General features: G+C 45.4%; 9 protein-coding genes. 1 reads left to right on the forward strand and 8 read right to left on the reverse strand.

Features of this window, described 5'->3' with window-relative positions:
* The 7 genes from AB3112_RS06170 to AB3112_RS06200 form a co-directional block, all read right to left on the reverse strand.
* Positions 1 to 2,054 (reverse strand): KxYKxGKxW signal peptide domain-containing protein (locus tag AB3112_RS06170; protein WP_367334120.1); only part of this gene is annotated, 2,054 nt, incomplete at its 3' end.
* 24 nt (positions 2,055 to 2,078) lie between these two features.
* Positions 2,079 to 2,267 (reverse strand): hypothetical protein, encoded by a 189-nt coding sequence (locus AB3112_RS06175; RefSeq protein ID WP_057910751.1) that lies wholly within the window; start codon positions 2,265 to 2,267, stop codon positions 2,079 to 2,081.
* Between the two features lie 18 nt (positions 2,268 to 2,285).
* Positions 2,286 to 3,158: an enhanced serine sensitivity protein SseB C-terminal domain-containing protein gene (locus tag AB3112_RS06180; protein ID WP_084973322.1), complete on the reverse strand. Its 873-nt coding sequence runs from the start codon at positions 3,156 to 3,158 to the stop codon at positions 2,286 to 2,288.
* Positions 3,159 to 3,185: 27 nt separating this feature from the next.
* Positions 3,186 to 3,371 (reverse strand): hypothetical protein, encoded by a 186-nt coding sequence (locus tag AB3112_RS06185; RefSeq protein WP_057910749.1) that lies wholly within the window; start codon positions 3,369 to 3,371, stop codon positions 3,186 to 3,188.
* A gap of 31 nt (positions 3,372 to 3,402) precedes the next feature.
* Positions 3,403 to 4,470, reverse strand: a complete 1,068-nt coding sequence (locus AB3112_RS06190) for a hypothetical protein (RefSeq protein WP_367334121.1) — start codon at positions 4,468 to 4,470, stop codon at positions 3,403 to 3,405.
* 455 nt (positions 4,471 to 4,925) lie between these two features.
* Positions 4,926 to 5,765: a nucleotidyl transferase AbiEii/AbiGii toxin family protein gene (locus tag AB3112_RS06195; protein WP_084973325.1), complete on the reverse strand. Its 840-nt coding sequence runs from the start codon at positions 5,763 to 5,765 to the stop codon at positions 4,926 to 4,928.
* Positions 5,762 to 6,394: a hypothetical protein gene (locus tag AB3112_RS06200; protein ID WP_138491131.1), complete on the reverse strand. Its 633-nt coding sequence runs from the start codon at positions 6,392 to 6,394 to the stop codon at positions 5,762 to 5,764. Before AB3112_RS06200 ends, AB3112_RS06195 begins: the two co-directional genes overlap by 4 nt.
* Positions 6,395 to 6,663: 269 nt before the next feature.
* On the opposite strand from AB3112_RS06200, the gene AB3112_RS06205 reads away from it, so the two are divergent.
* Positions 6,664 to 7,512: an alpha/beta hydrolase gene (locus AB3112_RS06205; protein ID WP_367334122.1), complete on the forward strand. Its 849-nt coding sequence runs from the start codon at positions 6,664 to 6,666 to the stop codon at positions 7,510 to 7,512.
* A 53-nt stretch (positions 7,513 to 7,565) separates the two neighbouring features.
* Here AB3112_RS06205 and AB3112_RS06210 read toward each other — a convergent pair.
* On the reverse strand, positions 7,566 to 7,864 hold a 299-nt coding region (locus tag AB3112_RS06210; protein WP_367334123.1), incomplete at its 5' end, for an FtsX-like permease family protein.

Genomic DNA, 7,864 nt, shown 5'->3' on the forward strand with positions numbered 1-7,864 from the left:
GTCGTAGTCAACGTATCCGTGTACTCTGTATCTGGAACGGTGTATGAATGTCCAGAGTTAAAGTCGGATGCCACGGAAGCAAATTGGCTTTCTGCACCATTGGTGGGAATTACAGGAGCTTTGCCGTCACTATTTGGCATATATGCAGTTGTCAGGCTCTCCCACTTAAAAGTTTGTGTCCCTGTTGTTCCATCAGTATAATGCCCAGCAAAGTTGATGTTATCGAAGGGAAATGCAAGGATTCCATTTGTTCCACCAGTGGTAATTTGCAGTTTGTTGCCGGGTAAAATTTTGAAAGTATTGGCATCAATACCACGTCGATAACTATTTCGTTGAACATACTCAGTCTCATCAGGATCAAAAACAAAGTTTGTAGGCAAATCAATGACGGCTGTAGCGACCCCCAAGTTATTAAAGTTATTATTCATTGAATAATTGAATGTATAAACATAATTCTGACCAGCCTTTTTAATGGTATTACCAGATAGTGATGTAATATAGGCTGAATCAATAGTTCTTTTGTTGCTGTACGTTACTTTTCTATATTGAGGATCTATGTTTTTACCACCATAACTTATTGGTAAAACCAATCCGTCAGCTACTACTCCTCCCCAGCCTTCACTCGTGCCTCCAGGAAAGTAATTTCCAGAATCTGGAGATTTAGCGATATTATTATATGGGTTGGGGCTTTGACCAACAAATCGGTAGACAATTGTCTCTTTTTTTGTGATATCATTCTGATCTAAGGTCCAAGTAATCGTCGTTGATCCATCCGCATTCGTTTTTGTACTTGCAATCGCCCCATCGGTCAAGCTGTATATTGGCGCATTGCATGTGATATAAAATGTATCTCCCTTGTTTCCCGAAATATTAAAGTTAGCAGTAATCATTGCACCATTTTGTGCATTGATCTTCGTTTCATCAACGGAGAGGTTTCCGTCTGTATCAACTACACCACCTGTTGAGCTCAAAGTCAGACTCGCAGACTGCTCCGGATCCACCACCTGCCTAAAGCTCCCAGTCAACCCCTGTTTATGTAAACTGGCAAGAACTTTGTTGTAGGTCTTTGTGTTGCTGGCCGTGACGATTAAGTCGCCATAGGCATCGACTTTGGCTGAGGTGCCGCTGGGCATACTTACCTTGTCGTATGCTGCTTTGGCGTTGGCGACAACGTGGGCTTGGACACCTTTTTTGTCTGCGGATACCAGAGCAGTTGCCTGGTTCAATTCATCGTGCATGTTGGCAACGACTGCAAGGGCCGAATTGAGCTTCATGGTGGCCTGTTTCTTGTTCTTCACCGCAATCTTTTGGGCAGCTTTAACCGTCTTCAAGACTTGGGCTTGTTGGGCCTTTTGGTGAGTGCCGATTGCGGTTAGGGCGTCATCAGTTGGGATATTGTCGTCAGCTTTGGCATTGGCGGCAGCGTTTCCCTTATCAATCTGCTTTTGAGTTGATTGCATGAGCTTGTTGGCTTGGGCAACGATGCTTTGAGCAGATTTTTTAGTATATTTAGTGACTTTTTTAGCAGTTGTCTTCTTCACCTTGAGATCGTTAGAAGTCTTGTTGGTAATCTTGGTTGACTTCGATGAAGAAGTGGCAGTTCGGCCAACGCTTGAGGCACTGGCATCGCTCGACTGAGTGTCGCTGCTTGAAGATGCGGCAGGTGTTGTCGTTGAACTGCTGGTGGCACCTGCTGATTGCGTTGAGCTGGCGGTTGCAGCTTGGTCAGTGCCGGTTGTGGTGCTGGAACTGTTGGCTGCCGTTGTCGTGGAACTGTCGGAACTTTGGCTGGTGCTGGTAACATCAGCTTGTGGTTGGGTTGCTGTTGCGGTTGCCGCGGTCACGTCACTCACCGATTGGGTGTTGGCGTCATCGTAAGTTGCAGTTGTATCGGCGTGTACCGGATGCGAGCTTAACATGCTGTACGTCAGGCCGGAAGTGAAGACAGAAATGCCGGCAACCAACCACAGCTTGCCCTTCTTATAAAGCTTGTAGTGTTCCTGCTTTTCCAAGCTGTCACGATACAAGCGTGAGTTATATTTGTATCTATTCATGAATGATACCCCCTTAAAATATTGTTATTTCTCAATTCGTTTCATGCGGGGAAAGGTCCCCACGTCCACGATGCCATCCACTTCAAAAGTCGTTTTCAGATCGGTCATCCGAACGGTCGGCTTTTGTTTGGCATGTGCGACCGACACGGCAACCAGCGTCTGATGCTTGGTTGCTTGTCGTTTGCTTGGAACAGTGTGTCCAAATTTTTCCATTTAATACCCCCCAATGACTTATGAAGATAGCCAACCAGTCCGTTTGTAAAATGCGTCGACATTGTGTTTGACCTCATCGCCTAAGCGCCCCTCCAGGCGACCGACGATGATGTCGGCGCCATATGGCAGATAGCGGTGTGCGGCCATTGCGAGCTTGCGGGACACCTTCACTTCAAAGTCGTTGGGTTTGCCGTGATAATCGACCAGGACTGTGTATTGATAACTGTTATCGTTATTGGGCTTTAACTTGATCAACCAAGCCGCTTTGGCTTTGCGAATGTGCCGAAGCGACTGACTCAAGGTTTCCTCAAGCTTCGTAGGCGTCGGGTTGATCAATTGGTACTTGAAGTCTTCGTCTTGGTTCTGCGAGGCGACGACTGGTGCGACTTGGTGAATGTAATCCCAGTACTCTAGGGTCAACGGAAAGCTTTGTTCTCCCGGATTGATCAGAATCCCTTTCAGATTGTACTGTTCGGCTTCTTCCATCAGCTCACTGCTGGTGAACTCAAACGATCGGAACGGATCCATGTTGGGTGATCCAGCCATGAACCGTTGCATTTTTGCCAAATCAGTGAAGACTGGAATGTACTTGTAGCCATCAGCCAGGTAAGTCGTAACGGCAACCGATAAGGTAAATGCCGGTCGCGGTTGTTTGGCTGACGCGTGTCTGCGGCCGGATTGAACCGGCGCGTAAAAGCTCATTTCCATTAAGGCAGCGGCGAAGCGATGTTCCAGCTCCGGATCCATCGGCTGATTCATAAAGGACTGAAGCCGCTGACTGAAGCCGGACGTCCGAAATGACATGATGCCGTCTGGATGACGGTCTGGGTCATGCTGCTGTTTTGGCTGCTGTACCGGATGGTTATTGGTCGCTGAATCAGTTTCCATCATATGATCCCCCCCTTGCGATACGAGCAGCTATTGATTCAGCTGTGAAATGGCTTTGAGTAGTGACTCAGCTGAATCAACCAGCTTGAGGACTTGTTGCTTATTGCCATCTTCGGCAGCGTCATCAATTGCTTTGGCAACGTTGTTCATGCTTTGGCTGAGAACCTTAACTGGTGTGATGCTGGCCAGTGATTCGATATCATTTTCTGTTTGCATTTTGAATTCCCCCATTTATATTGTTGCGACATTAGTAGTGATCGAGATTGGCCAAGGTGCGGATGGCGGACAACATCTGATCGGCAGATTTTGTCAATCCTGAAATGGCCGCTGGATCGTTGGTGTCTGCCAGGCTCTGGCTGATCAGTCGAAGCGCGTGGGCCAAAAGCTTGATTGGTGTTGGCTGCGGCTCGGTGCTGATTGGCTCTTGGCTGGCGGCTGCGTCAGTTGGCTGGGCTTCGGTAACTTGAACGTTGGTGGCTTGAGCTTCAGGTTCAGCTGGACTTGAGGCTTCGGCTTGTGGTGCTGGATTTGGTTCAAACGTTGATTCCGATAAGCTTTCGACTGGTGAGCTTGGCTGTTGTTGCGTCTGCTCGGTTGGATCGGGCTGCTCAGGTGCCGGCTCCGATTGATCATTTTCTGGAGTGGCTGGTTGATCGTCGCTCGATTCATCTTCCGGTTCCTCATCCCCCGGATAAGTTGCTTGTCCGAACGGTGATTCGTGATCCGGCTCATCGTCGTTGAATTCATCCAACGGCCTTTCAAGCTCACTCTTCAAATTATCGAAATCTAAGATACGTTCGTTATCACCTTCGCTTAACTCACGTTCCATTTTGTCCACCCTGGCTTTTTCGGCATCTGTCAAGCTGACTAAGCTGACTTTTGACGTCGGGTTTGCGGGTTGGTAGTTATTGACCTTGGTAATTTCTTCGCCAATTCCCTCCTCGTCCATGACGTAGTAATGATGGTCCTCGTCGATATCTGGTAATTTGACGGGGGCGACCTGATCGGGCTCGTCGCCATTTTGCAACGGTATTAATTCGCCTGTCATATCTGTCAGCCCGTGATAGATATGCAGTGAGCCAATCTCGCCGTACACCAGATTGATGATCGCCGGCTGGACGCCCATGACTCTGGTCAGGTGCTGTGGCTTGTTGACCAAGACGTAGCCGTTTAAGATTGGTAACGCAATGTGATACTCTTCGCTGACAGCTCGGAAAATTTTCAGCGGTTCAATAATTTCATCGCCATCGCGGGTGATAAAATGAATCTCCGCGTAATTCTGAACTTGTCGCGCGGCTCCCTCAGCTTCTGACATCACTAATTCCTCCCATCCAATTAAAAAAGTTAATATAAATAGATGAAAAACCGTCGCTTGGATCCCCGTCCATGTGCTTATGTATGAATTGGGTTCCCCTCAATATTCATTAACGGTTATTTATTTACACTCCTAATTTTAATTTAACGGGAATATATATCTATACGTATAGAACTGGTTTTGTCCGCACTTTTTTGCAGAAAATAAAAAATATAAAACTATATGCTAATTTTTTAAGAAAGTGATGATATTAAGATGTGTTGCTGGAGCAAAGTGTTGCTGTACCGCGGTTCATTGAACATATCAAGGATTGGTAATGATTTTTAGTAAGCATTCTTTTATGTATGTGTTCGCATTTTTTTGCGGGTTGACGGGCATTGTCGGCATGAAAAAAGCCCCCGGCATTTCTGCTGGGAGCCATGTTTTATATGTGAATTTAGATAGAGGGAGTGGGTTTATTGGAGTTTGCTGAGGCAGTTGTTGATGGCAGCCACTGTGCTTTCAAAACTAATATTTTCTGCAAAAGCATGTTTCTTTGCATACCCCTGCCATAAGGATTTCATCCGTACTGATGTTCTGATTTGCGTTGTGATCGAGTGCCACTCCTCCCATTCGGCCTGGGATTCACGTTCCAACAATACTCTCGTCCAAGCGGTCTGTAGGATTTTGAAATCAATTATCTCGGTCGTCATCAAAATATAAATATCATAAAAATCTTTCATCCTTGTATTGGCACTACGTCTGGACAACACAGTTTGTAGTTTCTCAGCTAGCATTCGTTCTGGCCGATAGATTAACAGATTAATCGTTTCTGTCCCCAGTAACGGTTTATACGCATAATTGACTTCACTCGGGATGAGCACTTCACCAGTAGCCACATCTAAATGAAACGAATCTTTAATTTTTGCCAAGCTGGCTTGAAAGCGAACGCGTTGTCCAACATATTCTTTTTCTTCTTGAATGGGTTGAATATCAATTAATTGATACCTTACTCCGTGATAGTCTCGTTCGGCAATAATTTCGTTGAACATCTTCTTTAAATTTTCGGATTCGATACTGACACCCTCAACCATTGTATCAAGATCAATCGTTGTTCGTTCATGAACGCCAGTGACTGCTGAAAGAACCATCCCACCTTTCCAAATAAAATGTGATTGATATTTAGATGTCGCCAGTAAGCTCAAGAAACCATCAATGAAATACTTTCTTTGTAAACTGGTGGTATTAATTCCAGTCTGAGCATGAATATTTTTCAGCTGATCACGCAGCCGGTCACGTAGTTCTTTATCATTCATAGAAGAATCCCCACAAGTGATTGAATTTTTTCAAGTACATTCAAACGTTCAGCAACTTCAAGTAACGTCCCCAAATCTTTTTGTGATGATTTCAAATATTGATTAAAGCCAAATTTTATTGCTTCGATATCATGATCTGGTGACTTAACCATCTCAACTAATACCCGTTCAGGTGAGTATACCTGTATCTTACGTGTCGTGTCCGGCACCGAGATTTCTCGCACATCCTCACTGAGTCGGGGTTCACGAACTTGTTTGAACTGAACGTTTTGCGTCCAATCAGGATATCGTCGACTTGGTGCCTGATATCCCATGCGAACCGCCATTTCAATCGTATAAGGAAAGTTTTCACTCAATTCCCATAGATAAAGTGCTGTGTCTCCAGTGTATATTCCCTGTCCCAAAATGAGTTGCCGCATCAACATATCATCGATTGGTACATCGTGAGTCGCATAGACTCGTTCATCCATATCCTCCAAGAGACCTGACTTCACCATATCCTTTGCAATACTTTTCTGAAATGGTGTCAGTTCTGAAGCAACCAATAGCTGATCTTGATCGAGCTTTTCTGTTACTTCATTAAGTTGAGAATAATAGGATCTCAATTTGCTGTGGATTGATTGCATCATTATCACCTCATCGAAAGTATATCATAATTTTTAAGTATTGTAATTGAATTCCATTTCATCATTACAATAGTAGTCTGGTGTAATCTTATTTTAATAAACCATTACATATATTTCTAAAACTAGAAAGGAGTCAAAATATTCATTTCGACTATTTGGTTGCTCTCATCCACTGATCAAACTTAGGTGGCTTTTTCCAGTGCACCTTGCTTTCCAATTCCACAAATCCGTTTATAATTAGCGGCAAAAGATGCAGTTATCAGGAGGGGAACATGAAAAAAAGAGGACTGGCCGTACTCAGCGGCTTACTATTAATCGTGGGATTTCTCAGCGCCTGCTCGATGTCAGCCACGCAAACACCCAAAATTGCCGGTGCCAGCAAGGCCACTCCCACGCTGTTTTTTCACGGCTTTGGGGGTAGCTATCACGCCGAAAATCATATGGCGCAGGCAGCGGTGACCGCCGGTGTCACCAAGACGGTCATTCGAGCGGACGTCACCAATAGCGGCAAGGTCACGTTGATTGGTAATTTCAAACCTAACGATCGGCATCCGATTGTTGAAGTCAACTATTTGAATAACCACAACCCCAACTATCACACCGACGCCAAATGGGCCAAAAATGTTGTGGTCAAATTACAACAACGTTATGGCGTCAAGAAGTTCAACATGGTCGGCCATTCCGTCGGCAACATGTCGATCGTCTTCTACCTACTGGATAACGCCGGTAACACCAAGCTGCCGAAGCTTCAAAAACAGGTCGACATTGCTGGGCACTTTAACGGCATTCTTGGAATGGACGATGCGCCGAACCGGATGAAATTAAAGGCCGACGGTGAGCCGACCACAATTAACAGCCATTACCGCGAGCTGTTGGGATTGCGCCATGATCAGCAATTAAAATCATTGAAAGTCTTGAACATTTACGGCGACAAAAATGACGGCACACACTCGGACGGCGACGTCAGCAATGCGTCCTCGAAGTCTCTGAGATACCTGTTGCCACAAGTAAAATCATATCAGGAAAAACGAATCGTCGGACCCAACGCCCAACACAGCAAGCTTCATAACAATCCCCAAGTGGACCGATTACTGATTCGATTTTTGTGGGGAAAATCATAAAAGAAGACCCGCAGCCATTTTGAGGTGGTTGCGGGTCGTTTTGATGAAACGATTTATTCTGAAGATGAAAGTGAGTCCAACATATCAATATTTTTCAACTTGTAATGGGTAATCACGCCGACAATCAGGCTGAAGCAAGCCGTCAGCACCGCCGACCAAATATATCCCGGATAATGAATGGTTAAAGGGAACAAGATCGCGCCGGTCTGGGCCTTAATCATGATGAAGTGGTGCAAAATCAAGCCGATGAACCAGCCAAAAACGATGCCGGCTAACGTCAAAACAACATTTTCTCTGGCAACGTAGGCCGTGACTTCATTATCGTAAAAGCCCAGCACCTTGATGGTCGACA

It is taken from the genome of Lentilactobacillus sp. (assembly GCF_040773105.1).
Classification (GTDB): Bacteria; Bacillota; Bacilli; order Lactobacillales; family Lactobacillaceae; genus Lentilactobacillus; species Lentilactobacillus parabuchneri.